This is a genomic window from Aerococcus sp. L_32, from assembly GCF_050689315.1.
The window spans coordinates 1-1,337 of record NZ_JBOEQF010000500.1; the positions used below are offsets into that span (position 1 = coordinate 1).

1 protein-coding gene and 1 pseudogene are annotated in these 1,337 nt (G+C 37.2%); both read right to left on the reverse strand.

What is annotated here, in order from left to right:
* Nucleotides 1-261, reverse strand: a pseudogene (locus tag ACRCJ0_RS14245) (GNAT family N-acetyltransferase); the annotation flags it as partial.
* Between the two features lie 47 nt (nucleotides 262-308).
* Nucleotides 309-776: a tRNA (adenosine(37)-N6)-threonylcarbamoyltransferase complex ATPase subunit type 1 TsaE gene (gene tsaE / locus ACRCJ0_RS14250; protein WP_431390876.1), complete on the reverse strand. Its 468-nt coding sequence runs from the start codon at nucleotides 774-776 to the stop codon at nucleotides 309-311.
* Nucleotides 777-1,337 lie beyond the last annotated feature (561 nt).

The window sequence follows — 1,337 nt, forward strand, 5'->3', positions numbered from 1 at the left end:
CACTTTAGCATGTTGTTCTGCCCCAATGCTTGCAACTCCAATAATATCATCCCCTAATCGTGCAATTAATACACGATTATTCAACGCTTCTTGTAAAGATTTCAAATAACGGGTTTCTTGTTCTTGGTTAATCCCTAAACCTTCTTCACCAAATGAAAGGAAGTCTGTTTCGCTACCCACTTCTTTGTAGAAGTCTAATAAGGCTTTCGCATCTTTAGGCATAGCGTCCGCTAGGGTAATTTCTAATTGTTCTTTTTTCATGTTGTCTCAATCCTTCTATGTGACTATTCGTAAAATTGGCTGTTAACTTAAGTGAGGTCAGCCACTACCCCATCATACAATGCTTGTCCGCGCGGGCCTTCATAGGTTAAGGTTACTTCGCGACTGGTTTCAGAAGATGCAGTTAAGCTTAGCCAAAGATAATCTTTAGGTAAATCCTGAACAACAAATTGAGGCCATTCGATAATGGTTACCCCCTCGCCGTTAAGATAATCTTCTAAACCGACACTGTCTGAGCCTGTTTCTTCTAATCGATACGCATCCATGTGGTATAAAGGGATGTCGTTGTCTTCATATTCGCGAATAATCGTGTAAGTTGGGCTTTTAATGGCTTGATCAATACCTAAAGCCTTGGCAAAATACTTGGTGAAAGTTGTTTTCCCCGCACCTAAATTTCCTTCCAAGCAAATAATGTCCCCTGCTTGCACTTGGGTCGCTAATTTTTGGGCAAAAGCATCTGTATCAGCCTCACTCGCCCATTCAATTCTATAAGTCATATGACACCTTCTCTCCCTTATAATATCTCTATTTACTTTACTAAAAAATCGAAAAGACTACAAGTTTCAAGCATTCTTTCTTCATTAGTATGAAGCGAATAATAATAAACGCACTGCCAGTTTAAATTTTCTTTTCGAATGATTTAACTCTGTGTAATCAATGTATTCTTCATTTTGTAACCTGCCCACGACGATATTACTAGACACTTTAATCCGATTTGAAAAACGTATAATCGCTCCTTCAGAAAAGTTCTATACTTTTAAAAAGGATTCGTATTCACCTAAAGTAAATGCTCTTAAAGTATCTAGATTGCGATCCAATTTAGCTAGCCATCTCATCACCATACACGGAGGTTGCCCTAGAAAATCGAAATATTTTGACCTATTAGGTAAAAAACATTTTCATCTTCTCATATAAAAAGAGAAACAGCAAAATTGCCATTCCTCTTTCAATATTGTTTTATTTATTTGCTTTAGTCTTCTAAGATGGCTTGGTTAGCTGTGATGATAGCTAACTTATAAACATCTTCTTCTACACAACCACGTGAAAGGTCTGAAATA